The organism is Streptomyces sp. NPDC111606, from assembly GCF_055656945.1.
On record NZ_JBVKBY010000002.1, the window covers coordinates 507,691 to 530,691 of the forward strand.

23 protein-coding genes are annotated in these 23,001 nt (G+C 70.9%); 10 read left to right on the forward strand and 13 right to left on the reverse strand.

Annotated elements, in window-relative coordinates; translation table 11 throughout:
- The first annotated feature begins 215 nt into the window (after nucleotides 1-215).
- Complete coding sequence (locus ACZ7M7_RS10160; protein ID WP_383603171.1) at nucleotides 216-881, forward strand: hypothetical protein; 666 nt, start codon at nucleotides 216-218, stop codon at nucleotides 879-881.
- A 79-nt stretch (nucleotides 882-960) separates the two neighbouring features.
- On the opposite strand, the gene ACZ7M7_RS10165 is transcribed toward ACZ7M7_RS10160, so the two are convergent.
- The 3 genes from ACZ7M7_RS10165 to ACZ7M7_RS10175 are packed head-to-tail and all read right to left on the reverse strand — an operon-like array spanning nucleotide 961 to nucleotide 4,039.
- A complete protein-coding gene (locus tag ACZ7M7_RS10165; RefSeq protein WP_472114685.1) occupies nucleotides 961-2,094 on the reverse strand; it encodes an Mrp/NBP35 family ATP-binding protein in 1,134 nt (377 codons plus the stop codon).
- 42 nt (nucleotides 2,095-2,136) lie between these two features.
- Nucleotides 2,137-2,748: a DUF1003 domain-containing protein gene (locus ACZ7M7_RS10170; protein ID WP_383628185.1), complete on the reverse strand. Its 612-nt coding sequence runs from the start codon at nucleotides 2,746-2,748 to the stop codon at nucleotides 2,137-2,139.
- Complete coding sequence (locus ACZ7M7_RS10175; RefSeq protein ID WP_472114689.1) at nucleotides 2,738-4,039, reverse strand: magnesium transporter MgtE N-terminal domain-containing protein; 1,302 nt, start codon at nucleotides 4,037-4,039, stop codon at nucleotides 2,738-2,740. The genes ACZ7M7_RS10170 and ACZ7M7_RS10175 overlap by 11 nt, the downstream gene beginning before the upstream one ends.
- A 211-nt stretch (nucleotides 4,040-4,250) precedes the next feature.
- On the opposite strand from ACZ7M7_RS10175, the gene ACZ7M7_RS10180 reads away from it, so the two are divergent.
- On the forward strand, nucleotides 4,251-4,994 hold the full coding sequence (locus ACZ7M7_RS10180; protein WP_383603159.1) for a hypothetical protein: 744 nt from the start codon (nucleotides 4,251-4,253) through the stop codon (nucleotides 4,992-4,994).
- A gap of 56 nt (nucleotides 4,995-5,050) precedes the next feature.
- Here ACZ7M7_RS10180 and ACZ7M7_RS10185 read toward each other — a convergent pair whose 3' ends face one another.
- Nucleotides 5,051-5,563 (reverse strand): hypothetical protein, encoded by a 513-nt coding sequence (locus tag ACZ7M7_RS10185; RefSeq protein WP_472114692.1) that lies wholly within the window; start codon nucleotides 5,561-5,563, stop codon nucleotides 5,051-5,053.
- Nucleotides 5,564-5,618: 55 nt separating this feature from the next.
- Entirely contained in the window at nucleotides 5,619-6,734 is a 1,116-nt protein-coding gene (locus tag ACZ7M7_RS10190; RefSeq protein WP_383603153.1) for a magnesium and cobalt transport protein CorA, read from the reverse strand.
- A gap of 508 nt (nucleotides 6,735-7,242) precedes the next feature.
- Here ACZ7M7_RS10190 and ACZ7M7_RS10195 point away from each other — a divergent pair.
- Nucleotides 7,243-7,827 carry a suppressor of fused domain protein gene (locus ACZ7M7_RS10195; protein WP_383603150.1) on the forward strand — a complete coding sequence of 195 codons (585 nt, stop codon included), beginning with the start codon at nucleotides 7,243-7,245 and terminating at the stop codon, nucleotides 7,825-7,827.
- Between the two features lie 40 nt (nucleotides 7,828-7,867).
- Here ACZ7M7_RS10195 and ACZ7M7_RS10200 read toward each other — a convergent pair whose 3' ends face one another.
- Nucleotides 7,868-9,094, reverse strand: coding sequence for an MFS transporter (locus ACZ7M7_RS10200; RefSeq protein WP_472114695.1), 1,227 nt, complete (start codon nucleotides 9,092-9,094; stop codon nucleotides 7,868-7,870).
- A 158-nt stretch (nucleotides 9,095-9,252) separates the two neighbouring features.
- On the opposite strand from ACZ7M7_RS10200, the gene ACZ7M7_RS10205 reads away from it, so the two are divergent.
- The 3 genes from ACZ7M7_RS10205 (at nucleotide 9,253) to ACZ7M7_RS10215 (ending at nucleotide 11,655) form a co-directional block, all read left to right on the forward strand.
- Nucleotides 9,253-9,894: a DUF6758 family protein gene (locus ACZ7M7_RS10205; RefSeq protein ID WP_383603147.1), complete on the forward strand. Its 642-nt coding sequence runs from the start codon at nucleotides 9,253-9,255 to the stop codon at nucleotides 9,892-9,894.
- 219 nt (nucleotides 9,895-10,113) lie between these two features.
- Nucleotides 10,114-10,971, forward strand: a complete 858-nt coding sequence (locus ACZ7M7_RS10210; RefSeq protein ID WP_383603144.1) for a PHP domain-containing protein — start codon at nucleotides 10,114-10,116, stop codon at nucleotides 10,969-10,971.
- Nucleotides 10,972-11,049: 78 nt separating this feature from the next.
- Nucleotides 11,050-11,655, forward strand: coding sequence for a MarC family protein (locus tag ACZ7M7_RS10215; RefSeq protein WP_383603141.1), 606 nt, complete (start codon nucleotides 11,050-11,052; stop codon nucleotides 11,653-11,655).
- A 102-nt stretch (nucleotides 11,656-11,757) separates the two neighbouring features.
- On the opposite strand, the gene ACZ7M7_RS10220 is transcribed toward ACZ7M7_RS10215, so the two are convergent.
- Nucleotides 11,758-11,910 (reverse strand): hypothetical protein, encoded by a 153-nt coding sequence (locus ACZ7M7_RS10220; RefSeq protein WP_383603138.1) that lies wholly within the window; start codon nucleotides 11,908-11,910, stop codon nucleotides 11,758-11,760.
- A gap of 217 nt (nucleotides 11,911-12,127) precedes the next feature.
- Here ACZ7M7_RS10220 and ACZ7M7_RS10225 point away from each other — a divergent pair, with 217 nt between their 5' ends.
- Complete coding sequence (locus ACZ7M7_RS10225) at nucleotides 12,128-13,021, forward strand: NYN domain-containing protein (RefSeq protein ID WP_472114700.1); 894 nt, start codon at nucleotides 12,128-12,130, stop codon at nucleotides 13,019-13,021.
- Between the two features lie 39 nt (nucleotides 13,022-13,060).
- Here the strand turns inward: ACZ7M7_RS10225 and ACZ7M7_RS10230 are convergent, their stop codons facing one another.
- Together ACZ7M7_RS10230 and ACZ7M7_RS10235 are read right to left on the reverse strand one after the other, a co-directional pair.
- Nucleotides 13,061-13,966, reverse strand: coding sequence for an alpha/beta fold hydrolase (locus tag ACZ7M7_RS10230; protein WP_472114703.1), 906 nt, complete (start codon nucleotides 13,964-13,966; stop codon nucleotides 13,061-13,063).
- Between the two features lie 102 nt (nucleotides 13,967-14,068).
- Nucleotides 14,069-16,588: a DEAD/DEAH box helicase gene (locus ACZ7M7_RS10235; protein WP_472115219.1), complete on the reverse strand. Its 2,520-nt coding sequence runs from the start codon at nucleotides 16,586-16,588 to the stop codon at nucleotides 14,069-14,071.
- Nucleotides 16,589-17,060: 472 nt separating this feature from the next.
- On the opposite strand from ACZ7M7_RS10235, the gene ACZ7M7_RS10240 reads away from it, so the two are divergent.
- Entirely contained in the window at nucleotides 17,061-17,843 is a 783-nt protein-coding gene (locus ACZ7M7_RS10240; RefSeq protein WP_427840045.1) for a ferritin-like fold-containing protein, read from the forward strand.
- Between the two features lie 171 nt (nucleotides 17,844-18,014).
- On the opposite strand, the gene ACZ7M7_RS10245 is transcribed toward ACZ7M7_RS10240, so the two are convergent.
- The 4 genes from ACZ7M7_RS10245 to ACZ7M7_RS10260 form a co-directional block, all read right to left on the reverse strand.
- Entirely contained in the window at nucleotides 18,015-18,284 is a 270-nt protein-coding gene (locus ACZ7M7_RS10245; protein WP_383603124.1) for a hypothetical protein, read from the reverse strand.
- 186 nt (nucleotides 18,285-18,470) lie between these two features.
- Nucleotides 18,471-18,698 carry a DUF3107 domain-containing protein gene (locus tag ACZ7M7_RS10250; RefSeq protein WP_062711803.1) on the reverse strand — a complete coding sequence of 76 codons (228 nt, stop codon included), beginning with the start codon at nucleotides 18,696-18,698 and terminating at the stop codon, nucleotides 18,471-18,473.
- A gap of 141 nt (nucleotides 18,699-18,839) precedes the next feature.
- A complete protein-coding gene (locus ACZ7M7_RS10255; protein ID WP_383603121.1) occupies nucleotides 18,840-19,481 on the reverse strand; it encodes a TetR/AcrR family transcriptional regulator in 642 nt (213 codons plus the stop codon).
- Between the two features lie 283 nt (nucleotides 19,482-19,764).
- On the reverse strand, nucleotides 19,765-19,989 hold the full coding sequence (locus tag ACZ7M7_RS10260) for a hypothetical protein (RefSeq protein WP_383603118.1): 225 nt from the start codon (nucleotides 19,987-19,989) through the stop codon (nucleotides 19,765-19,767).
- A gap of 275 nt (nucleotides 19,990-20,264) precedes the next feature.
- Between ACZ7M7_RS10260 and ACZ7M7_RS10265 the strand changes: the two genes are divergently transcribed.
- Nucleotides 20,265-21,320: an alpha/beta fold hydrolase gene (locus tag ACZ7M7_RS10265; protein ID WP_472114708.1), complete on the forward strand. Its 1,056-nt coding sequence runs from the start codon at nucleotides 20,265-20,267 to the stop codon at nucleotides 21,318-21,320.
- Nucleotides 21,321-21,328: 8 nt separating this feature from the next.
- On the forward strand, nucleotides 21,329-22,960 hold the full coding sequence (locus ACZ7M7_RS10270) for a DUF3152 domain-containing protein (RefSeq protein WP_472114711.1): 1,632 nt from the start codon (nucleotides 21,329-21,331) through the stop codon (nucleotides 22,958-22,960).
- Nucleotides 22,961-23,001 lie beyond the last annotated feature (41 nt).

A 23,001-nucleotide genomic window follows, 5' to 3' on the forward strand; every position in this document is an offset into this window, starting at 1 on the left:
GCGGGCGGGACACCGCTCGTACGTGACGCTTCTCATACTCCGCTCGGGTCGTGCACGGCCTGAACCCGCCCTCTGTGCGCCCCACGCGCCGGGCGGTTTCACTGCTGTTCGGAGCGGTGTGGCTATGCTGCCGAGTTGTTGTGCGGACCGGACGAGTACGCCCGAAGGGGGGCGGGCCGGGCTGGTCCGGCGAGAACGAGGAGGCGTCCGGGCACATGGAGACGACGAGTCAGACGACGAGTCGGGCAGTCGCGCAGGCGGCCGCGGAGAGCGGACAGCAGGTCCCCTCCGCCCGGCGCACGGTCGACGGCTACCTGTTGGCGCCCTTCCCGTGGTACGGCCTCGATGAGGCCTTCACGGGGCCGCGCTGGCTGATGCAGGTCGGCATGGCGGCCGACGGGTCCGTGGAACACGGCTCGATCGGACACGGCGACGAGCCCTCCGTACGGAACGAGGCGACGGAGGACCGGGAGAAGTTCGCGGTGGTCGTGACCGTCGCGGCGAACCCGTCCCGGCACAGCGCCGACGGTACGGGGCTGCTGGAGGCCACATCGGTGTCCTCGGCGGCGTGGCTCGCGGGGGTGGGGCTGCTGTCCTTCACCTGGCCGGGCCAGATGGACCACACGCTGCGCGACGACTGGCTGGAGCAGCAGACGGAGACGGCGTGGGCCCTCGCGGACGACCTCGAGGGTTCGGACTGGTCGACGCTGTCCCTGCCGGTGGACGGGGTGCCCACGCCCTTCCACTACCGGGAGTCCGAGTTCGGCTGGGTGCTGGCCGGCTCCACTCAGGAGGGCGTGCACGTGGGGGCGTACGGGCGGGGCATGAGCGCGTACGGGCTGGGCTTCGCCATGATCAAGGACATCTCGGCATACGCCTAGGCCCCGGCCTGCCGCGAGATACACATACGACGATGGGGGCGCCGTCTCACCGGACGGCGCCCCCATCGTCGTACCGGACTCAGAACTTGTTGCGCGGCGTGATCCCCAGCGACATGCCCGAAAGGCCGCGCTGGCGGCCTCCCAGCTTCCCCGCGATCGCGCGCAGGGCCGAGCCGGCCGGGGAGTCCGGGTCCGTCAGGACGACCGGCTTGCCCTCGTCGCCGCCTTCGCGCAGGCGGACGTCGATGGGGATGTTGCCGAGGACCGGGACGTTCGTGCCGGTCGTGCGGGTGAGGCCCTCGGCGACCACCTGGCCGCCGCCCGTGCCGAAGACGTCGACCATCTCGTCGCAGTGCGGGCAGGGCAGGCCGGACATGTTCTCGACCACGCCGACGATCTTCTGGTGGGTCTGGACGGCGATGGAGCCGGCCCGCTCGGCGACCTCGGCGGCCGCCTGCTGAGGCGTGGTGACCACGAGGATCTCCGCGTTCGGGACGAGCTGGGCCACCGAGATCGCGATGTCGCCCGTGCCCGGGGGAAGGTCCAGGAGCAGGACGTCCAGGTCGCCCCAGTACACGTCCGCCAGGAACTGCTGGAGCGCACGGTGCAGCATCGGGCCGCGCCAGACCACCGGGGCGTTGCCCGGCGTGAACATGCCGATGGAGATGACCTTCACGCCATTCGCGGACGGCGGCATGATCATGTTCTCGACCTGGGTCGGACGCCCGTCCGCGCCCAGCATGCGCGGCACGCTGTGGCCGTAGATGTCGGCGTCCACGACGCCCACCTTGAGGCCGTCGGCCGCCATCGCCGCCGCCAGGTTGACCGTCACGGACGACTTGCCGACGCCGCCCTTGCCGGAGGCGACCGCGTACACGCGGGTCAGCGAGCCCGGCTTGGCGAAGGGGACCTCGCGCTCGGCTGTGCCGCCGCGCAGGGCGTTCGCCAGTTCCTTGCGCTGCTCGTCGCTCATCACGTCGAGCGTGACCTCGACGCGGGTGACGCCCTCGACCGCGGAGACGGCGTCCGTCACGCGCTGGGTGATCGTCTCGCGCATCGGGCAGCCGGAGACCGTCAGGTACACGGTGACCGCGACCGCACCGTCCGCACCGATCTCCACCGACTTGACCATCCCCAGTTCGGTGATGGGGCGGTTGATCTCGGGGTCGTTCACCGTCGCCAGCGCTTCGCGCACCGCGTCTTCCGTAGCCATAGGACGATGGTACGGCGCGGTAGCCATGCCCCGGTAAGCCCGTCAGCGGTCGTCTACGTCACGTCCCGCAGACCGATCTGCCGGGAATACCCCGCGCTCGCGGTGACCGCCGTGCCGGTGACCGTTGCCCCGCTCGTCCAGGTCCTTCAGCAGGTCCTGCAGCTCCGAGCGCATCCAGTCGCGGGTGGCCACCTCGCCCAGGCCGATGCGCAGCGCGGCGATCTCGCGGGTCAGGTACTCCGTGTCGGCGATCGACCGCTCGTTCTGCTTGCGGTCCTGCTCCAGGTTGACCCGGTCGCGGTCGTCCTGCCGGTTCTGCGCGAGCAGGATCAGCGGGGCGGCATAGGAGGCCTGCAGGGACAGGGCCAGCGTCAGGAAGATGAACGGGTACTCGTCGAACCGCAGATCGCCGGGTGCGGCGATGTTCCACAGCACCCACACGATGATCACGATCGTCATCCAGACGAGGAACCGTCCGGTGCCGATGAAGCGGGCGACGCGCTCCGACAGCCGTCCAAAGGCCTCCGGATCCCACTCGGGCAGGATCCGGCGGCGCGGCGGGCGGGGTTGGTCGAGGCGGGTACGGGGCGCCCGGGTGGTCGCGGTGGCGCCCGACACGACGCGCTCGCGCGTGCCCTCGCGCTCAGGAGCCATGCACGGTCACCCCCTCGCCCGCGCCCGCGCCCTCGTCCAGATGGAACTCCGTCTCCCGCCAGTCGTCGGGCAGCATGTGGTCCAGTACGTCGTCCACGGTCACCACGCCCAGCAGCGACCCGGACTCGTCTACGACGGGCGCCGCGACCATGTCGTACGTCGCGAAGAACCCGGCGACGACCGGCAGCTCCGCGTCCGGGTCCAGGGCCTCCAGAGCCTCGTCGACCATCGAGCTGACCAGCGTGTACGGCGGGTCGCGCAGCAGCCGCTGGAAGTGGACCGTGCCGAGGTACTTGCCGGTCGGGGTCTCGTCGGGCGGCCGGCAGACGTAGACCTGGGCGGCCAGGGCGGGGGACAGGTCGGGGTTGCGGACCCGGGCGAGGGCGTCGGCGACGGTGGCGTCGGGGCGCAGGATCACCGGCTCGGTCGTCATCAGACCGCCGGCCGTGTGCTCCTCGTACGCCATCAGACGGCGCATGTCGGCCGCGTCGGCGGGCTGCATCAGGCTCAGCAGCCGCTCCTTGTCCTCCTCCGGCAGCTCACCGAGCAGGTCGGCCGCGTCGTCCGGGTCCATGGCCTCCAGGACGTCGGCGGCACGCTCCTCCTTCAGCTTGCCGAGGATCTCGATCTGGTCGTCCTCGGGGAGCTCTTCGAGAACGTCGGCGAGGCGGTCGTCGTCGAGGGCCGCGGCGACCTCGGCACGGCGCTTGGGGGAGAGGTGGTGCAGCACGTTGGCGAGGTCGGCCGGCCGCAGCTGCTCGAAGGTGGCGAGGAGGCTCTCGGCGCCCTGTCCCTTCTCCTCCAGGGTGAAGCCGGTGACGGCGGACCACTCGACGGTCAGCGACTCGCCCCTGGCCCGCCGGAAGGCACCGCTGCGGCCGCCCTTGCGGACGAACACCTTGTCGATCTCCCAGTCCCGGCGGGCCGGTAGCTGTCCGACCGACAGATCGAGGACGGTGACCTCCTCGCCGGTCTCGACGAGGGTGACGCGCCGGTCGAGCAGCTCGCCGAAGACGAGGCGCTCGGTGGGGCGCTGCTCGAAGCGGCGGACGTTGAGCACGCCGGTGGTGATGATCTGGCCGGACTCGATGCTGGTGACGCGGGTCATGGGCAGGAAGATGCGGCGCCGGGTGGAGAGTTCGACGACCAGGCCGAGCAGGCGTGGCGGGCGCCGGCCGACGCGCAGCATGACGACCAGATCGCGGACCCGGCCCACCTGGTCGCCGTTCGGGTCGAACGCGGCGACGTCGGCGAGGTGCGAGACGAAGATCCGGGGAGCGCCGGCTGCCATTGCTGAGGCTCCTTTGCCTGTCGTTGCGCTTGCCTGTTCGCGGGCTGTGCCGCTTACCCGAATTGCCCGCTCGGGTGGGCTTCAGGCTAGCCCGTCCGGATCCGATACGCCCTGGTGAGCAGTCCGGACGGACTGGCTCCGCCTGGGCCCTGACACCCCGGTACGCTGCGGTACGCCGCTCGGGTCCCACAACAGAAAGGCAGCCCCACCTGTGCCTGCGATTCCTCAGGGTCGTATTCGCCGGGCCGCGATGCTGAGCGCCGTGTGCGCGCTGGTCGTGTCGGGAGCCGGACTGACGGGATGCAGTAGTGAGGACCCGGACGAGGGCACCAACGGGGTCGGCAAGCTGCCGGCCGCCGAGATCCAGCGCAAGACCCGCAAGGCCGCCGACTCCGCAGAAGCGGTCCGCCTCGCCGGGAGCGTGGTCACCAGCGGGCGCACCTACAAGCTCGACATGCAGCTGAAGTCCGACGGTGGGACGGGGTCGGTCACCGCCCAGGGGGCCACCTTCCAGCTGCTGCGGATCGGTGAGCAGCTGTATCTGAAGGCCGACGCCGGGTTCTGGAGCGATGCGGACGGCGCCAAGACCGACGCGGCGGCGGACAAGCTGAACGGCAAGTACGTGAGGGTGCCGGAGGGGGATCCGTCGTACAAGAAGTTCAGCGGCTTCACGGACAAGGGTGTCCTGCTCGACGGCCTGTTGACGCTCCACGGCGCTCTCGCCACCGACGGGCACCACGAGCAGGAGGGCACCCGCATCATCCGCATCACCGGCGACAAGGGTGCCGGCGGCACCCTCGACGTCTCCCTGGAGGGCACCCCGTACCCGCTCCGCCTCACGCGCGCGGGCGGCGGCGGCACCTTGACCTTCTCGGCCTGGGGCAAGGACTTCCCGCTGGAGAAGCCGGCCAAGGACGAGACGGTGGACTACGGCAAGCAGCTGCCGACGTCTTGACGGCGCTGCTCGGTAACCGCCCCGCTCAGTGACCCGCCCGGCGGAGCAGCGGCCGCCTAGCGGCGCCGCTTCTTCTTGAGGAGCAGCCGCGGCAGCCCCGCGGGGATCGGCTCACGTGTCGTCGCCGGGGACGGCAGGGGGGCTTCGGCCAGTGAGCCGTCCGGCAGAGGGGCGGTGCCTCCGGTCGGCTCCAGGCGCAGCACCCGGCACTCGCGGGCCCAGCGGTCCGGCATGGCCTCACCGTCGGGCGCGTTGAGGCGCTTGCCCTTCAGCTCGGCGACCGTCGCCTCCCACTGCTCGGAGCCCGGCGCCAGCTCCACGACCTTCGCCGCCCAGGAGACCAGCCGGCCCCCCTTGTCCTTGCTGCGGACCGTCACCTCGGCCTCGGCCCCGTCGGCCAGCCCCGGCAGCGGCTGCTCGCCCGGCCCGTCGCCGATCACACACGCCGCACCCTCGTGCCACGCGTGCCACAGCGCCCGGGCCGGGGCGCCGGGTCCCCTGACCCAGATGAGGCCGGACTTCTTCGTGGCCTCCTCGACGAGGGCCTGGTCGAGCAGCTCGCTTGTCATGGCCCAAGCCTATCCAGGCGCCTGCGGCCCCGTCGGAGTCGCCGGATCGGGCCGCTCAGAGCCATCCGTTGCGCTTCAGCGTGCGGTGGATGCCCAGGCAGATGGCCACCGTGATGCTCATGATCACCGGGTAGCCGTACTTCCAGTGCGTCTCCGGCATGTAGTCGAAGTTCATGCCGTAGACCCCGCACACCATCGTCGGTACGGCGATGATCGCGGCCCATGAGGTGATCTTCCGCATGTCCTCGTTCTGCGCCACGGACGCCTGCGCGAGGTTGGCCTGCAGGATCGAGTTGAGGAGCTCGTCGAAGCCGATGACCTGCTCGTGCACGCGCGCGACATGGTCGGCGACGTCCCGGAAGTACTTCTGGATGTCCGGGTCGATCAGCCGCATCGGCCGCTCGCTCAGCAGCTGCATGGGCCGCAGCAGCGGCGACACGGCGCGCTTGAACTCAAGGACCTCGCGCTTGAGTTGGTAGATCCGCCCCGCGTCCGTGCCGCGCGGCGTGCCCTTGCGTCCCGGCGAGAAGACCTCGGTCTCCACCTCGTCGATGTCGTCCTGCACCGCGTCGGCGACGGCGATGTACCCGTCGACGACGTGGTCGGCGATCGCGTGCAGCACGGCCGACGGGCCCTTGGCGAGCAGCTCGGGGTCGTCCTGCAGCCGGTGCCGCAGCGCCCGCAGCGAGCCCTGCCCGCCGTGCCGGACGGTGATGAAGAAGTCCCGGCCGGTGAAGCACATGACCTCGCCGGTCTCGACGACCTCGCTGTTGGCGGTGAGTTCGTCGTGCTCGACGTAGTGGATCGTCTTGAAGACGGTGAACAGCGAGTCGTCGTAGCGCTCCAGCTTGGGGCGCTGGTGCGCCTGCACCGCGTCCTCGACGGCCAGCGGGTGCAGCCCGAACTCACTGGCGATACCGGCGAATTCGGCCTCGGTCGGCTCGTGCAGCCCGATCCACACGAACCCTCCGTCCCGCCGTACCCGGCGCATCGCCTCGTGCGGGGTCAGCGGCTGCGGGGTCTCGACGCGGGCGCCGTTGCGGTAGACGGCGCAGTCGACGACGGCGGAGGGCGTCGCGGGGTCGCGGGTGGTGTCGTACGTGCCGGTGTCCTTGCGCAGCGAGACGCGGGACGGGCGGACCACGGCGCGCAGGTCGCGGATCATCGACATGAGCAAGCTCCTTCGCAACGGGCAACGAAGCGTGGGGGGCCGCAGCACGGTTGGAACTACCCGGAATGGGGACGTCCTGACTTCAGGATGTTTGGCACGTCCACAAAGCGGGGAGCACCGCACCGTCGCGGTGATGGGCTTCGTTGCTGATTCAGATCAGACAGATCAGGCAAAGCGAAACGAAGTGCTCTTCCGCGTGAGGACGCGAGCATGAAAGGCGGCGGTCAGCCGGAGGCGGAACAGCCGAATCAGCTACATCAGCGGCGGGAAGAGCGAGTGGTACTGCACGGTCGACTTCGATCCATGACAGCCCCACCTCCTCCGGCCGGTCCCTCGTGAGGGACGATCCATACCCCGTTCGGGGTTCCCCGTAGGGGAGTCTCAATTCGGTGTCAGGACTCGATCGCGAAGCTTCTGCATGCCGTCCCGAACACCGGGCAAGAGTATCAGCCGACTGAAGTGTCAAGGCGCTCCTTTGCCCGGTACTGACGAGTTCTATGCTCGGCTCATGGCTGATGTTCTCCCTCTGGTCGAAGCCCGGTTGCGCTCCGCGCTGGGCGAACCGGACGCACGCGCGGCGGTCACCTTCCTCGGTACGGACCGCATGGAGGTGCTCCGCTTCCAGGAGGGAGACCTCGTGCGCTACGCCACTCTCGGCATGTCCGCGCATCCCATGAACGACCCCAACGCGATGGTCGCCGATCCGGTCAAGGGCCCCCGCGCCGAGCTGGTGCTCTCGGTCCGCTCCGGGCTCGCCGACACCGACAAGGTGCTCCGCCCGCTCGCCGTGCTCGCCGCGTCCCCGCAGGTCGAGGGCGTGATCGTGGCTCCGGGTGCCTCGCTGGACGTCGGTGAACCGCTGTGGCCGGGGGCCCCGTTCACCTCGGTCCTGGTCGCCGAGCCGGGCGGTCTGGTCGAGGACCTGGAACTCGACGAGCCTGCCGACCCGGTGCACTTCCTGCCGCTGCTTCCCATGACCCCGAACGAGGCCGCCTGGAAGCGGGTGCACGGCGCCCAGGCCCTCCAGGAGCGCTGGCTGACGAACGGGACGGACCTCCGGGATCCCGCCCGAACGTCCGTCCCGCTGGACTGACACCGCGTGAGCAACCTCACCAACCGGTGGCTGAAAAGCGTCAGTTGGCGAACACGGCCACGCTGTCCTCGGTGGCGTGCGCCGGCGCCGGCTCCTCGGCTCCGTGCGCCAGTGACTTCCGCCGTACGACGACCACGAGTGAGCCCAGTACGGCTGTGACGGCCGCCACGACGAAGGGGATGCGGAGACTGCCGGTCCACTCCTCGATCCTCGGCGCGAAATAGGGTGCGGCCGCCGCGGCGAACCACCGCACGAAGTTGTAGCCCGCGCTCGCCACGGGGCGGGGCGCGTCGGAGACGCCGAGCGCCAGTTCCGTGTAGACGGTGTTGTTCACGCCGATGAACGCGCCGGACAGGATCGTGCAGACGACGGCGGTGGTGTGGTCGCCGTAGCCGAGGACGAGTACGTCCAGGGCCAGCAGCACCAGTGAGCCGCCGAGCACCTTCAGTGAGCCGAACCGCTTCTGCAGGCGCGGTGCCACGATCACCGAGAACACGGCGAGCAGCAGACCCCAGGCGAAGAACACCGCGCCCGACCGGTACGGGCTCATGTTCAGCACGAACGGTGTGAAGGCCAGCACGGTGAAGAACGTGTAGTTGTAGAAGAACGCCGAGACCGCCACGGACGCGAGGCCGCCGTGGCCGAGGGCCCTGATCGGGTCCAGCAGCGAGGTCTTGCGGGCCGGCTTCGGCTGCTCCTTCAGGAACGCCGCGATGCACAGGAAGCCGACCGCCATCAGTGCGGCCGTACCGAAGAACGGGTAGCGCCAGCTGGCGTCCCCGAGCAGTGCGCCCAGCAGCGGCCCGCATGCCATGCCTAGGCCGAGGGCGGACTCGTACAGCAGGATCGCCGCCGCGCTGCCGCCGGCTGCCGCGCCGACGATGACGGCGAGGGCCGTCGACACGAAGAGCGCGTTGCCGAGCCCCCAGCCCGCCCGGAATCCGACCAGCTCGCCGACCGATCCGGACGTGCCCGCGAGCCCGGCGAAGACGATCACGAACGCGAGGCCGAGCAGCAGGGTCTTGCGGCCGCCGATGCGGCTGGAGACGAATCCGGTGACCAGCATCGCCACGGCGGTGATGAGGAAGTACGAGGTGAAGAGCAGGGAGACCTGGCCGGCGGTGGCGTGCAGGCCGCCGGCGATGGACGGCAGGATCGGGTCGACGAGCCCGATGCCCATGAAGGCCACTACGGAAGCGCCGGCAGTCGCCCACACGGCCCTCGGCTGCCGCAGGATGCTGCCCGCTCCCGCGTCGAAGGGGTCCATTGCGTTCTCCAATCCGCACCGAGGTAGGTGGCCGATGCACAGAGTATGTTAGCTAGTCTAATTAATGCAAGCTACATCTATATTGGATCGGCACGGGTTCCGTCCGGACGGGTGATCGTCCTTGACGTGGCGCAGAAGGGGTAGGACCGTGGGGGCCTATGAGGGGCGAACCCAGTTGCCCGAAGTGTGGTGGCCGGGTCAGGGCTCCCGGACTCTTCGCCGACACCTGGCAGTGCGATGTGCACGGCACCGTGCACCCGGTGCAGCCCGTGATCCCGCCCAGCGTCGAGGCCCTCGGTGTGGTCGTGCATCGCACGCATGTGCCGGTGTGGATGCCGTGGCCGCTGCCGATCGGCTGGCTGTTCACAGGTGTCGCCAGCGCGGGCGACGACCGCAGTGGCGGCCGCGCGACCGCCGTGGCCTGCTCCGGACCCGGTCCGCTGGGCGGCATGGGTGAGCTGATCCTGGTCGCCGAGGAACTCGGCGTCGGCCTCGGCGCGCGCTACGCGGGCATCGACGGTCCGGACCCGGGGTCGTACATGAACGTCGAGAAGCCACCCCAGGCCAAGGTCCTCGCCGCCGGCCGCCCGACCCCGCTGTGGCATGTCGCCGGCGCCCCCGACGACCGTGCCGTCTTCGCCGGTGAGGCGCTCGGTATGTGGCTGTGGGCGGTTGTGTGGCCCGAGCAGTCGGGGTTGCTCATGTACGACGAGCTGGTGCTGACGGATCTGCGGGACGCGGGGGCCGAGCTGGAGCTGGTGCCCTGCGGGGCCTTGTCGCCGCGCTTGCTGGAGCCGTAGCGCTCCGCTGGGCCGGGCCGTAGTGCGCCCAAGAGCTCGGGTGGCCGGGGACGGTCCGCGGCTGCGGGTGGGTTCGTGGCTGATCGCGCAGTTCCCCGCGCCCCTTCAGGGCGTTGCCCGTAGGGGGCGCTCGGGCGGTGCGGGTGTGACAAGGGCTGTTGAAAACCTGGTTATCCTTGAGCGTCCCCTTCCGTACCGTCAGTGAATGGAGTTCGTGTCGTGCGTATCGATCTGCACACCCACTCCACCGCTTCCGACGGCACGGACACTCCCGCCGAGCTGGTGCTGGGCGCCGCCGCGGCCGGACTGGACGTCGTGGCGCTCACCGATCACGACAGCACCCGCGGATACGCCGAGGCCATCGCCGCGCTGCCCCAGGGGCTCACCCTCGTCACCGGCGCCGAGCTGTCCTGTCGTTTCGACGGGATCAGCATGCACATGCTGGCCTACCTCTTCGACCCCGAGGAGCCGGCGCTGCTCGCCGAGCGGGAGCTGGTGCGCGACGACCGGGTGCCCCGGGCCCAGGGCATGGTCGCCAAGCTCAACGGGCTGGGCGTGCCCGTCACCTGGGAGCAGGTGCTGCGGATCGCCGGTGAGGGCTCGGTCGGGCGGCCGCACGTCGCCTCCGCGCTGGTCGAGCTGGGAGTCGTACCGAGCGTGGGTGACGCCTTCACCGAGGACTGGCTGGCCGACGGCGGCCGGGCCTTCGTGGAGAAGCACGAGACCGACCCGTTCGAGGCGATCCGGCTGATCAAGGCAGCGGGCGGCGTCGCCGTCTTCGCGCACCCCGCCGCGAGCAAGCGGGGCCGTACGGTGCCGGAGTCCGCCATCGCGGACCTGGCCGCGGCCGGGCTCGACGGCATCGAGGTCGACCACATGGACCACGACCCCGACACGCGGGCGCGGCTGCGCGGACTCGCCAAGGAGCTCGGGCTGCTGACGACCGGCTCCAGCGACTACCACGGCAGCCGCAAGACGTGCGTGCTCGGCGAGTACACGACGGACCCCGAGGTGTACGGCGAGATCACGCGGCGGGCCACCGGGGCGTTTCCCGTGCCGGGGACCGGCGGGGCCTGAGGCTCACCCCGTCACAGCTCCACCCCGTCACAGCCTCACTCTCGCGTCCCGTTCGTTCCGTTTCTCTGCAAGGCACCCATGTTCGACCTCGCCGTCTTCGGCTCCCTTTTCCTGACCCTCTTCGTCATCATGGATCCCCCCGGGATCACCCCGATCTTCCTCGCGCTCACCTCCGGCCGGCCGGCCAAGGTGCAGAAGCGGATGGCCCTCCAGGCCGTCTGTGTGGCGGGCGGTGTGATCACGGTCTTCGGGCTCCTCGGCCACCAGATCCTCAACTACCTGCACGTCTCCGTGCCCGCGCTGATGATCGCGGGCGGGCTGCTGCTCCTGCTGATCGCGCTCGACCTGCTCACCGGCAAGACGGACGAGCCCAAGCAGACCAAGGACGTGAACGTCGCTCTCGTCCCGTTGGGTATGCCGCTGCTCGCCGGGCCGGGCGCGATCGTGTCGGTCATCCTCGCCGTGCAGAAGGCCGACAGCGTCGCCATGCAGGCGTCGGTGTGGACGGCGATCCTCGCCATCCACGTCGTGCTGTGGCTCGTGATGCGGTACTCGCTGCTGATCATCCGGGTCATCAAGGACGGCGGCGTGGTCCTGGTGACACGGCTCGCGGGGATGATGCTGTCGGCGATCGCGGTGCAGCAGATCATCAACGGCGTCACCCAGGTGATCCAGGGCGCCTGAGCTCTCGAAAGCGTCCCGCGGAACCGCTCCCGGATGCGCGAAGCCCCCGTCGGCGTCAGTGCCGTACGGGGGCTTCGAAGCTACTGCGGTGATCCGCGTCTGTTATGAGGCCGAGGTGTCGGCCGGTCGGATCCACAGCCGCTGTCCGGTGGCGGCAGCCTGCTGAACGATCCGGTTGACGGAGGCGGCGTCCACGACGGTGCTGTCCACGGGCGTACCGTCGAACTCGTCGAGTCGCATGATTTCGAAGCGCAAGGGCTTCTCCCTTCGTCTGGTCATCCTCCTGAGGAGAACTGAGGAGAACTACTTGGTTACACACGTATGCAACGTGCTTCGTGTTACAAACATTCCCTACGCTAAAGAAATTTTTCGAACGTCTAACTACTGACCGGTAAACGGTCGTCCAGAGATCAAGGCGGGACTGACCGGGACCGGTTGTGTTCGCAGCGTGACCGCCGGGACAATGGTGGCGATGAACGACGACCTCGCGGCGCTCGGCGCCCGCATCGACCACATCAACGAGCTGCTGCAACGCATGCTCGCCGAGGTGGCGAAGACGCCCTCGACCCATGCGATCTTCGTCGACGCGGGCTATCTCTACGCGGCCGCGGGACGGCTGGTCGCCGGGACGGAGGACCGCCGGGCCTTCGATCTGGACGCCGAGGGGCTGATCGAGGCGCTCATCGACCGGGCGCGCACGATCTTCGCGGACAGCAGGCTGCTGCGGGTCTACTGGTACGACGGCGCCCGGCGACGCATCCATACCGCGGAACAGCAGTCGATCGCCGAGCTCCCCGACGTGAAGGTGCGGCTGGGGAACCTCAACGCCAACAACCAGCAGAAGGGCGTCGACTCGCTGATCAGGACCGACCTCGAGTCCCTGGCCAGGCACCGCGCCATCAGCGACGCGGCCCTGCTCGGCGGTGACGAGGACCTGGTGTCGGCGGTCGAGGCCGCGCAGGGGTACGGGGCGCGGGTGCACCTGTGGGGCATCGAGGCGCCGGAAGGCCGTAACCAGGCCGAGCCCCTGCTCTGGGAGGTCGACAGCCAGCGCACCCTCGACCTCGACTTCTTCAAGCCCTACGTCTCCCGGCGCACGGCCGCCGCATTCGAGACGGCGGGAGCCCGGCCGACGCGGGAGGACGTCCGGTTCGTCGGCGCCCAGATCGCGGCGAAGTGGCTCGCTGCGCGGGGGCGGGAGTCGCTCGTGGAACTGCTGCCCGGACATCCGTATCTGCCCGGGTCCGTCGACCAGGACCTGCTGGTGGAGGCCGAGGGGCTGCTGCAGTACTCCCTGCGCGGGCAGGCGGATCTGCGGCGGGCGCTGCGGGACGGGTTCTGGGAGCACCTGCAGGCGCAGTACTAGACCAGGCGCAGCAGCACTGGACCAGGTGCCGGACCGGGACTACGCGCCGTACTGGACCTGGGCGCCGGCCCCGTCGACACTGTCCCAGAAGTCGGCGACGGCTTCGGAGGTGCGCAGGGGCTGGTCGGCGTTGGGGGAGTGCTCGGCGCCGGGGATGACGGTGCGGCGGGCGTTCAGCCGTGCGGCCATGTCGTCGAGGAGCGGGACCGGCCAGGTGTCGTCGCTCGCGCCCGACAGGACGTGGAACGGGAGCGGGAGGGCCGCGAGTTCGTCCACGCGGTCCGGCTCCGTGGTCAACTGGCGCCCTGTGGCGAGGAGTTGAGCGGGCTTCGTGCCGAGCCAGCGGCGACGCAGCAGGTCCGGGCCGCCGATGCCGCGCGCCGGCCCGCCGACCTCCTCGGGCGGCCCCATCGCGAGGATCGCCTCCCAGGTCTCGGCCATGGTCATCACCGCGAGCGCGTCCCGCAGCAGCTTCACGCGCTGCTGCTGGGAGTCGGAGATCTGGGCGGGGCCCGACGCCATGAGGGTGAGCGAGCTGAACGGGGTGTGGTCGAGGAGGACGGCCGCGCGGGCGATCTGGCCGCCGAGGGAGTGGCCGAAGAGGTGGAGAGGGGCGTCGAGAGTGCCGAGGGCTGCCACCTGGGCGAGGACGTCCTGCGCCAACTCGCCTCGCGCGTACGGCGCTTCGTCGCGCTCCGGACCGTCCGACTCGTGCTGTCCCCGCCCGTCGACGGCGATCGTACGGTAGCCGCGCGCCGCCAGCGGCTCGTGCATGAGCCTGAAGTCCTCCTTGCTGCCCGTGAACCCGGGAAGCAGCAGGGCGGCACCTCGGATTTCGACGCCGGGAGCGGCGGGGGAGTCGACGACGGCGAAGGCGCCGCGGGAGGTGCGGAGGGCGTAGGCGCGGGCGTTCGGGGGCGGCGTGAAGGCGGGTTGGGTGGTCACGGGGGGAGGGTAGCGGGTGGGCCGTAGGACCCCCACGGGTCGGTCCGGGAAAGCCGACGGCCCGGCCCCGCGCGAGGCGGGACCGGGCCGTCGTACGGGAGATCAGCTCTCCGCGGGCTCCGTGGCGGCCGTGGCCTTGCGGGCACGGCGCACCTTGGGCTTGGCCTCGGCCGCGCCGTCGGCGGCCTCCACGGTCGCCGCCGCCTTGCGGGTACGGCGACGCGGCGCGGGCGCCTCGGTGGCCTTCGGCTCCGCAGCGGCCGTCGGCTCCTGCGTGGCCTGAGCCGGGATCTCGGCGGCCTCCACGGTCGCCGCCGCGGTCTTGCGGGTGCGGCGTGCCTTGGGCTTGGCCTCGGTGGCCTCGGCCGTGTCGACGGCGGCCTCCGCAGCGGCAGTCGCCTTGCGGGTCCGGCGGGGCTTGGCCTCGGCGGCTTCCGGCTCGGTGACGGTCGCGGCGGCCTTGCGCGTACGACGCGGCTTCGCCTCCGTGGCCTCGGCCGTGTCGACGGCGGCCTCGGCGGTGGCCTTGCGGGTGCGGCGTGCCTTGGGCTTGGCCTCGACGGCTTCCGCCGTGTCGACGGCGGCCTCCGCAGCGGCGGCGGCCGTCTTGCGGGTGCGCTTCGGCTTGGCCTCGGCGGTCTCCGGCTCCTGGGCCGTCTGGGCCGGGATCTCGGCGGCCGGGGTGGCCGACGCCGCGGTCTTGCGGGTGCGGCGTGCCTTGGGCTTGGCCTCGGTGGCCTCGGCCGTGTCGACGACGGCTTCGGCCGCAGCCGTTGCCTTACGGGTCCGGCGGCGCGGCTGGGTCTCCGTCGCCTCCGGGGTCTGCGGCGCGGCCTCGGCCGTGTCCACGGCGGTCTCCGCCGGTGCCGTCGTCTTACGGGTGCGGCGGCGCGGCTTGGTGGCGGGGGCCTCGTCGGCCGCAGGAGCCGCAGCGGGCTCGGACGCCTGCACGGCCTCCGCGACCTGCGTGGTCTGCGCCTCCGGCGTCGCCACGGCCGGAGCCGAAGTCGCCTTCGGCTCCGCCGACTTGCGGGTCCGACGGCGGCGCGACTTCGCCGAGGTCTCCTCGGCGGAGTCCAGGGACGGGCCCTCCGCCGTCGTGACCGCTGCCTCCGCGGCGGCCGCGGGCTCGGGGGCCGAGGACGTGGCCGTCACGGCCTGCTCCGCCGATGCGCCGTTGCGGGTGCGGCGACGGCGGCGCGGCGTGCGGGGCTCCCTGACGGACTCCGCCGTGGTGGCCCCGGGGGTCTCCTCCGGAGCTCCGGAACCGACGGCGGGCGCCGACGTCTCGTCCAGCGTTGCTCCGCCACGCGTGCGGCGGCGACGACGCGGCGTACGCGCCGGGCGCTCACGGTCCGACGAGGACGAGCGGGACTCGTCCCGGCCGTCCCGGCCGCCTCGGCCACCGCGACCGCGCGCACCGCGTCCGCCGGTCTCGCCGAGGTCCTCCAGCTCCTCCGCCTCCAGCCCGGCGCGCGTGCGCTCCGAGCGGGGCAGGACACCCTTGGTGCCCGCGGGGATGCTCAGTTCCTCGAAGAGGTGCGGGGACGTGGAGTACGTCTCCGGCGGGTCGTTGAAGCTCAGCTCCAGCGCCTTGTTGATCAGCTGCCAGCGCGGGATGTCGTCCCAGTCGACGAGGGTGATCGCGATGCCCTTGGCGCCCGCGCGGCCGGTGCGGCCGATGCGGTGCAGGTACGTTTTCTCCTCTTCCGGCGACTGGTAGTTGATGACGTGCGTCACACCCTCGACGTCGATACCGCGAGCGGCGACGTCGGTGCAGACGAGGACGTCCACCTTGCCGTTGCGGAAGGCGCGCAGAGCCTGCTCGCGGGCGCCCTGGCCGAGGTCGCCGTGGACCGCGCCGGCCGCGAAGCCGCGCTGCTTGAGCTGGTCGGCGAGGTCGGCCGCGGTGCGCTTCGTACGGCAGAAGACCATGGCCAGTCCCCGGCCGTCGGCCTGCAGTATGCGCGCGACCATCTCGGGCTTGTCCATGTTGTGCGCGCGGTACACGTGCTGCGAGGTGTTCGCGACAGTCGCGCCCGCGTCGTCCGGCGCGGTGGCGCGGATGTGGGTGGGCTGCGACATGTAGCGGCGCGCGAGGCCGATGACCGCGCCCGGCATGGTCGCCGAGAACAGCATGGTCTGGCGCCTGGCCGGCAGCATGTGGATGATCTTCTCGACGTCGGGCAGGAAGCCCAGGTCGAGCATCTCGTCGGCCTCGTCGAGGACGAGCGCCTTGATGTGCTGGAGGTTGAGCTTCTTCTGGCCCGCGAGGTCCAGCAGTCGGCCCGGGGTGCCGACGATCACGTCGACGCCCTTCTTCAGGGCCTCGACCTGGGGCTCGTAGGCCCGGCCGCCGTAGATCGCGAGGACGCGGACGTTACGCACCTTGCCCGCGGTGAGCAGGTCGTTGGTGACCTGCGTGCACAGCTCACGGGTGGGGACGACGACGAGCGCCTGCGGGGCGTCGGTGAGGGCGTCGGGCTTGGCGCGCCCGGCCTCCACGTCGGCGGGGACGGTGACGCGCTCGAGGAGCGGGAGACCGAAGCCCAGCGTCTTGCCGGTGCCGGTCTTGGCCTGGCCGATGACGTCCGTGCCGGAGAGGGCGACGGGGAGGGTCATCTCCTGGATGGGGAAGGGGTTGACGATGCCGACGGCCTCAAGGGCCTCGGCGGTCTCGGGAAGGATTCCGAGCTCTCGGAAAGTCGTAGTCAGGGTGCTGCCTCTTCTGTGTACGCGGTGCGAGGCGAGCGCGGGGGTCTTGACGGACCGTGCCGGGGACGTCGGCTGCCATACGGATTGGCCGTAGGACACGGGACCACTGCCGACGCTCTAGCGCTCGTACCGCTGAGGGTGTCCCTCCGGTCGTCGTACGCATCTGTGCCGTACGACCGGGGAGGGCTGTCGGGTCGGAGCCGATCGGGCCACCGACCGGGCATCCTCATAACGTGCGGCCCGTCGAATACATCAGAGTACTCAGCGGGCGCATTACCACCATACCCCGGAAACGCGCACATGCGATGGCCGAATTGGTCACGTAGTCGGCGTCACAGTGATTGACCAGGGACTTCCGCGGCGTGGAGAGCGGGCTATTGTGCGCTTCATGACGACGCCTGACAACACGCCCGACGCCTCCGACACCGCTGACTCCGCCGTCGAGACCGGCGGCACCGTCGCACACACCGGGGTCGCCGCCCAGGACTGGGCGCAGGCCTCCGCCGATCCGCAGTACCGGGCCGCCGTCGTGGACCTGCTCGGCGCGCTGGCCTACGGGGAACTGGCGGCGTTCGAGCGGCTCGCGGAGGACGCCAAGCTGGCGCCGACGCTGGCGGACAAGGCGGAGCTGGCCAAGATGGCGTCGGCCGAGTTCCACCACTACGAGAAGCTGCGGGACCGGCTCACCGAGATCGGCGCCGAGCCCACGCAGGCGATGGAGCCGTTCGTCGCCGCGCTGGACGGCTTCCACAAGCAGACGGCGCCCTCGGACTGGCTGGAGGGGCTGGTCAAGGCGTACGTCGGTGACTCGATCGCCAGTGACTTCTACCGCGAGGTCGCAGCGCGGCTCGACTCGGACTCGCGCGGGCTCGTGCTGGCCGTGCTCGACGACACCGGGCACGCGTCGTTCGCCGTGGAGAAGGTGCGGGCCGCCATCGACGCGGATCCGCGTGTGGGTGGACGGCTCGCGTTGTGGGCCCGGCGTCTGATGGGGGAGGCGCTGTCGCAGTCCCAGCGGGTCGTTGCCGACCGGGACGCGCTGTCCACGATGCTCGTGGGTGGGGTCGCGGACGGGTTCGATCTTGCCGAGGTCGGGAAGATGTTCTCGCGGATCACCGAGGCGCACACCAAGCGGATGGCAGCGCTGGGGCTGGCGGCTTAGGCGCCGACTGCCCCGCGTGCCGGGGGCCCGCGGCCCCCGGACCCCCGCTGCGGCCCTGGACGGGCCTTGTCCTCAAGTGCCGGACGGGCTGGATTCTGCCGACCGGTGCCGGGACGTGACCCTCGGCCTTCGGAAGGCGTCAGGAACCCGGCGGCCGGTCGTCCTCGGAATCTACGCGGTCGCCGAGTGCCGGCTCAGTCTTCCCGCGGGGCGTACCAGCAGGGAGAGAGAGGCGGCGGAGACGACTGCCGCGCCGATCAGGATCACGAAGAGGTTGCCGAAGTCCAGCGCGGTGTGCGTGATGAACGCGCCGAAGAGGGCGCCCGCCACGCCCGTCGGCAGGACCAGGGAACTCGTCGGCAGACGGTGCGGCAGGCGGCGGGTGGCAGCCCATGCCAGGGCCAGGCCTAGGATCGCGGAGCTGAGCGCTTCCAAGAGCATGCTGGGGTCCCTCCCACATGGCCGACCTGCTCGAACCCGGTCGTAGCCCGTCATACCCCTGACCTGCGGAATGCAATCCTCCTGTGTGATCGACCCGTGCTCCGATCGTGGAGAAACGGGGAGGGGCCCGGCGACCGTGGTCGCCGGGCCCCTCCCGTCACGCCTGTTCTGGCGGCGCCTTCTCGCTCACAGCGCGCCGAAGCCCACCTTGCGCGGGGCCGGCTCGCCGAGCTCCACGTACGCGAGGCGGTCTGCCGGGACCAGGACCTTGCGGCCGTGCTCGTCCACGAGGGTCAGCAGCTGTGACTTTCCGGCCAGCGCCTCGGACACCGCCCGCTCGACCTCCTCGGCACTCTGACCGCTCTCCAGAACGATCTCGCGGGGCGCGTGCTGCACGCCGATCTTGACCTCCACGGCTATGTCCCTCCGACGGTCAGTGAAGTGCGCGATCTTCCGCGCCGTACCCAGCACACATTAGCCCGGTGAGGGGACCTGCACGCTCCGCCCAAGAACGCCAGGAGCGAACAGGGGGCGGGAACAAATGCCCGACAACGCTCAGTGGTGCTCGGTGCCGTGCAGCGGGAAGCCGGCGATGCCGCGCCAGGCGAGGGACGTCAGCAGCTGCACCGACTGGTCGCGCGGCACGCTGCGGTCGCTGTGCAGCCAGGATCGGGCCACGACCTGGGCGAGACCGCCGAGGCCGGAGGCGAGCAGCATCGACTCCGCGCGCGAGAGGCCGGTGTCCTCGGCGATGACGTCGCAGATCGCCTCGGCGCACTCGTTCGTGACCTTGTCGACGCGCTCGCGCACGGCCGGCTCGTTGGTCAGGTCCGACTCGAAGACCAGGCGGAACGCGCCGCCGTCGTCCTCGACGTACGCGAAGTACGCGTCCATGGTCGCCCGTACGCGCTGCTTGTTGTCGGTCGTCGACGCAAGCGCGTTCCGTACGGACTGGATCAGGGACTCGCAGTGCTGGTCCAGCAGCGCGAGGTACAGGTCGAGCTTGCCCGGGAAGTGCTGGTAGAGCACCGGCTTGCTGACGCCGGCACGCTCGGCGATGTCGTCCATCGCTGCAGCGTGGTAGCCCTGCGCGACGAACACCTCCTGGGCGGCGCCCAGCAGCTGGTTCCGTCGGGCACGGCGCGGCAGGCGAGTGCCCCGCGGGCGTGCCGCCTCTGTCTGCTCGATGGCTGTCACGCCGCCTCCCAATGTCGTCCACACGCGGTGTGCGCCGCGCCGCCATCGTACTTTTCGGTAACCCTGGTGTGCGCGGTGCGAGCGCAGAATTTCACGGACCGGACGGTGACGAAAGTCGCACAGAAGGTTTGAAACCCGGCCGGAACGGGCAGCAAATGGTCTCTTTGCTGTTCAACGGCACTCTCTTCCGTGCCCACCTGTACCTTCATTCACCTTCGTTCGTGCAGAGTGGCACCCTGAGCCGGCCCGTGTCACCGGCAGCAGCCGTCGCCGATGGCCGGCGTCACCGATAGTCGTCCTCGTCGATGGAGACGACGCGTGCCTGTTCGATGAGATCGGCCTCGTTGGCCCGGTCCTGGTCCGCGCCGGTCAGCCGGTCGTCCCGGTCGCGCCGGACATCGGCGTGCTGCTCGGCCGTGTCGGCGGCGGGAGCCTCGACGTCGTACTCCTCGTCCTGCTCGGTGTCGTCGTCCACGAAGGTCTCGGGGTCGGTGGGATCGACGGCCATGGCGGGCTCCCTTCCTAGAACGTCCCCGTGGGGCACAACGTCCCTGGGTGAAGCAGGGGTCCACTTCCGGGTGCCCTGCGTACGAGCCTAGGAGACACCGGATCCGGACGCTATGCGATCGGCGGGGGATCCACGGGCAATTCGGGCGTGCTCCGAATGGCTTCCGTGAGCGCGATGCGTCCGGCGGGTTTCCCGGCCGGGAAGCTGCCATGTACGTGTCGACTTGTGACGGCGAACACATGAACCACTGCGTGATCGTCTCGTAACATTGCCGCATGTCTTCGACCGAGCTCCCGTCAGCGCCGGCCGCCAATGTGCTCCCCAAGGTGGCGACCGTCAGGGTCGCCGAGGGGGAGCGGCTGCGATCGGTAGGGCTGCCCGGGATCACGCTGACGGTGCGGTCGAGGCCGCCCGCGCGCGAGGGACTGCCGCCCGCGCTGTACGTCCATGGGCTCGGAGGTTCCTCGCAGAACTGGTCGGCGCTGATGGAGCTGCTCGAGGGCGAGGTCGACTGCGAGGCCGTCGACCTGCCGGGCTTCGGCGACTCGCCACCACCGGACGACGGCGACTACTCGATCACCGCGCACGCACGCGCGGTGATCCGCTATCTCGACGCCTCCGACCGCGGCCCCGTACACCTCTTCGGCAACTCGCTCGGCGGCGCGGTCACCACGCGCGTCGCCGCCGTACGTCCGGACCTCGTCCGTACGCTCACCCTCGTGTCGCCCGCCCTGCCCGAGCTCCGTGTCCAGCGCAGCGCCGTGCCCACCGCGCTGCTCTCGGTGCCCGGCGTGACCGCGCTGTTCACCCGGGTCACCAGGCAGTGGTCGGCGGAGCAGCGGGTCCGCGGCGTGATGCACCTCTGCTACGGCGACCCCGGCCGGGTGACGCCGGAAGGATTCAGCAACGCCGTCCAGGAGATGGAACGACGGCTTCAACTGCCGTACTTCTGGGACGCGATGACGCGTTCCGCGCGCGGGCTGGTCAACGCCTACACGCTGGGCGGCCAGCACGCGCTGTGGCGCCAGGCCGAGCGCGTCCTGGCTCCGACGCTGCTCATCTACGGCGGCCGGGACCAGCTCGTGGGCTATCGCATGCGCAGCAGGGCCGTGCGCGCCTTCCGCGACTCCCGCCTGCTGAGCCTGCCGGAGGCCGGGCACGTCGCGATGATGGAGTACCCCGAGGTGGTCGCCCGGGCGTTCGGTGAACTCCTCGCGGAGACGGGGGAGTCGGACGACGCGGCGGATGCCGGGGCCGCGAGACGGAGTGCGGGTGGGGCCGGGGCCGCCGCGAGCGGCGACGGCACCGTGACCGAGAACGCCGGGAGCTGAGGCGCGACGTGGGACGCCACAGCAGGCGCGGGTCCGCCGCCAAGCCCAAGCGCGACACCGCCGACACAACCGCACGACAGGACCCCCGCGGAGCGCAGCCGGAGCCGGGCACGGCCCAGCGGGGGACTTCCGTGCCGGGCGCGGGGCCCGGTAGAACTCCGGGTGCCCGACCGCCCGGTCCGGCCCCGGGCGCGGGCCCGAGCGGTTGGCCGCAGTCCGGCGGACCTGGCGGTGGTCGCCGGGTGCCGGGGCCGCCGCCCGCCCGGCAGGGGATGCCGCCGGGTGGAGCTCCGGCGTACGGAGGTCGCGGCTTCCCTGACGGCACGCCCGCGCAGGGGGTCCCGAGGCTGCCCGACGGCACGCCCGCACATGGCTTTCCGAGGTTCCCCGACGGCACCCCCGCTCACGGCGTGCCCCGTTTCGCCGACGGCACGCCCGCCCACGGCACCCCCCAGGCCCGAGCCGGCCACCCCGAGCAGCGTGAGTCCGGCGGTGGCTGGGGCGAGTTGAGGGGGCGCACAGGCGTTGCCTACGGCGCGCCGGCGGCCGGCGCCCCGCCCGTGACCGGCGTTCCGGTGCCGCGGCCGCGGCGGGCAGCGCCGTCCGAAGGGCCCCGGCAGGACTACCTCGAGGCCTTCGAAGGCGACGCGGACGTCGACGTCTTCGCGCCCCGTACGACCGAGAGCGCGCACGCCTCCGACCCGTACGCCACCGTCACCGACTGGGACACCAGGACCGGCGCCGGTGGCGCGGACGGCACCGGGACGCATGCCGGCACCGGCGTCGATGACGACGACGCCCCGCCGACCGGCGAGCCCGTGGCGGCGAAGGGCTCCAAGGGCCGGGCCTTCTCCGGCATCGCCGCAGCCGCCGTCGTCACCGTGCTGGCCGTCGTCGTCGCCGGTCAGGTCGCCGAGGGGCAGGACGACGGCGACGTACAGTCGCAGTCCGCCACCGACCAGGAGCGGGACGCCCGGGACTCGGCCTCGCGCGGCGACGGGCGGCCGACGCCGGACAGTTCGCCGAGTGTGCCGGCGCCGCTGACGTACGAGCAGAAGATGGGCGAGACGTACGCGCTCGGCGCCAAGCTCAAGGGGTCGGGCAATTTCGACGCGGTCCCGGGGATCGCCAAGGCGCCCGGCAAGGGGCAGAAGTACACCTATCGCGTGGACGTGGAGCAGGGGCTCGGTCTCGACGGCGAGCTCTTCGCCGAGGCCGTGCAGAAGACGCTCAACGACGACCGGAGCTGGGCGCACAACGGCGCCTACACCTTCGAGCGCATCTACACCGGCACGCCGAACTTCGTGATCACGCTGGCCAGTCCCGGTACGACGGCCGAGTGGTGTGCCAAGTCCGGCCTGGACACCACCGTCGACAATGTGTCGTGCGACTCCGCCGCCACCGAGCGCGTCATGATCAATGCGTACCGATGGGCGCAGGGGTCGGAGACGTACGGTGATCGCATCCACGAGTACCGGCAGATGCTGATCAACCACGAGGTCGGTCACCGGCTCGGCTACTCCCATGTGACCTGCGACAAGGACGGCGAGCTCGCGCCGGTCATGCAGCAGCAGACCAAGTTCCTCGACCACGACGGGATCCGCTGCCGGGCCAACCCCTGGATGTATCCCGGGAGTTGACGGGTGCCTCATACGTCACATTGACATGTGCAGCGAGTTCA

Excerpts from the sequence above, each read along its gene's own strand:
- ACZ7M7_RS10160 (WP_383603171.1), top strand. The coding sequence starts at position 216 with ATGGAGACGACGAGTCAGACGACGAGTCGGGCAGTCGCGCAGGCGGCC.
- ACZ7M7_RS10165 (WP_472114685.1), bottom strand. The coding sequence starts at position 2,094 with ATGGCTACGGAAGACGCGGTGCGCGAAGCGCTGGCGACGGTGAACGAC.
- ACZ7M7_RS10170 (WP_383628185.1), bottom strand. The coding sequence starts at position 2,748 with ATGGCTCCTGAGCGCGAGGGCACGCGCGAGCGCGTCGTGTCGGGCGCC.
- ACZ7M7_RS10175 (WP_472114689.1), bottom strand. The coding sequence starts at position 4,039 with ATGGCAGCCGGCGCTCCCCGGATCTTCGTCTCGCACCTCGCCGACGTC.
- ACZ7M7_RS10185 (WP_472114692.1), bottom strand. The coding sequence starts at position 5,563 with ATGACAAGCGAGCTGCTCGACCAGGCCCTCGTCGAGGAGGCCACGAAG.
- ACZ7M7_RS10190 (WP_383603153.1), bottom strand. The coding sequence starts at position 6,734 with ATGTCGATGATCCGCGACCTGCGCGCCGTGGTCCGCCCGTCCCGCGTC.
- ACZ7M7_RS10195 (WP_383603150.1), top strand. The coding sequence starts at position 7,243 with ATGGCTGATGTTCTCCCTCTGGTCGAAGCCCGGTTGCGCTCCGCGCTG.
- ACZ7M7_RS10200 (WP_472114695.1), bottom strand. The coding sequence starts at position 9,094 with ATGGACCCCTTCGACGCGGGAGCGGGCAGCATCCTGCGGCAGCCGAGG.
- ACZ7M7_RS10205 (WP_383603147.1), top strand. The coding sequence starts at position 9,253 with ATGAGGGGCGAACCCAGTTGCCCGAAGTGTGGTGGCCGGGTCAGGGCT.
- ACZ7M7_RS10215 (WP_383603141.1), top strand. The coding sequence starts at position 11,050 with ATGTTCGACCTCGCCGTCTTCGGCTCCCTTTTCCTGACCCTCTTCGTC.
- ACZ7M7_RS10225 (WP_472114700.1), top strand. The coding sequence starts at position 12,128 with ATGAACGACGACCTCGCGGCGCTCGGCGCCCGCATCGACCACATCAAC.
- ACZ7M7_RS10235 (WP_472115219.1), bottom strand. The coding sequence starts at position 16,588 with ATGACCCTCCCCGTCGCCCTCTCCGGCACGGACGTCATCGGCCAGGCC.
- ACZ7M7_RS10245 (WP_383603124.1), bottom strand. The coding sequence starts at position 18,284 with ATGCTCTTGGAAGCGCTCAGCTCCGCGATCCTAGGCCTGGCCCTGGCA.
- ACZ7M7_RS10260 (WP_383603118.1), bottom strand. The coding sequence starts at position 19,989 with ATGGCCGTCGATCCCACCGACCCCGAGACCTTCGTGGACGACGACACC.
- ACZ7M7_RS10265 (WP_472114708.1), top strand. The coding sequence starts at position 20,265 with ATGTCTTCGACCGAGCTCCCGTCAGCGCCGGCCGCCAATGTGCTCCCC.